General features: G+C 73.3%; 1 protein-coding gene. It reads left to right on the top strand.

Translation table 11 applies throughout. The annotated features are described in order from the left end of the window. A partial coding sequence (locus tag HW577_RS25100) for a DNA polymerase III subunit gamma/tau (protein ID WP_232475232.1) occupies positions 1 to 1,340 on the top strand: 1,340 nt, incomplete at both ends.

The following is a 1,340-nucleotide window of genomic DNA, read 5'->3' as shown; positions in this document are numbered from 1 at the left end:
ACCCGCCCCCGAGGGCCCCGGCCTGTTCGGGGACCCGGCGCCGGTCGCCCCGCCGCCGGCCGCCGTCGTGCCCGCCCCGGCGCCCAGCGGCCCCTACCGCGTGCTCGCGCGGAAATACCGGCCAACCCATTTCGACGACCTGATCGGCCAGGAAGCGCTGGTCCGCACCCTGCGCAACGCCTTCGCCCAGGGGCGCGTGCACCACGCCTTCCTGCTGACCGGCGTGCGCGGCGTGGGCAAGACCACCACCGCGCGCATCATCGCCCGCGCGCTGAACTGCGTGGGCGTGGACGGCAGGGGCGGGCCGACCGCCGACCCCTGCGGTGTCTGCCCCGAATGCCAGGCGATCCTGAAGGACCGCCACCCCGACGTGGTCGAGATGGACGCGGCATCCAACCGCGGCATCGACGACGTGCGCGAGCTGCGCGAAGCGCTGCGCTTCCGCCCCGCCCAGGGACGCCAGAAGGTGTTCATCCTGGACGAGGTCCACATGCTGACGGACCAGGCCTTCAACGCGCTGCTGAAGTCGCTCGAGGAGCCGCCACCCTCGGTCACCTTCGTCCTCGCTACGACCGAGCTGCGCAAGGTGCCGGTCACCATCCGCAGCCGCTGCCAGACCTTCTCGCTGCGCCGCGTGCCGGTCGAAGTCCTGCGGGCGCATTTCGGCCGCATCGCCGAGAAGGAAGGTGTCGCCGTCGATGCCGAGGCGCTGGGGATGGTCGCGCGCGCGGCGGATGGGTCCGTGCGCGACGGACTCTCGCTGCTTGACCAGGCGATTGGTCTCGCCGGCGGCGGCGCGGTGACGGGGGAGAGCGTGCGCGACATGCTGGGCCTCGCCGACCGCTTCTTGGTCTTCGACCTGATGGAAGCGGTGATGGACGGCAAGGTGGCCGACGCGCTCGCCATCCTCGACCGCACGCATGAGGTCGGCGCCGATCCGCTCGCGGTGCTGCAGGACCTCACCGACCTCACGCACCTGCTGACGCGCTTCCGTGCAGCCCCCGCGCTGAAGGACGACACCACGCTGCCAGAGGCCGAGCGCACGCGCGGCTCCGCGCTCGCGATGCGGCTGTCCGTTCCCACGCTCGGCCGCGCCTGGCAGATGCTGCTCAAGGGCATCGCCGAGGTGCAACAGGAAGGCATCGACCGGCGTGCGGCGGCCGAGATGGTGCTGATCCGCCTCGCCCATGTCGCCGACCTGCCGACGCCGGGCGAGATCGTGAAGCGGCTGGCGGAAGATGGCGGCGGCGATGCCGCGCCGCGCCCCGCGCCCGGCGGCGGATCAGGCGGGCTGCGCGCCATGGCCGGTGGCGGCGTCGTCGCCAGCGCCGCGCCCGTGG

This window comes from Neoroseomonas rubea (genome assembly GCF_016106015.1).
Classification (GTDB): Bacteria; Pseudomonadota; Alphaproteobacteria; order Acetobacterales; family Acetobacteraceae; genus Neoroseomonas; species Neoroseomonas rubea.
This window is presented reverse-complemented; position numbering and strand designations above follow the sequence as displayed.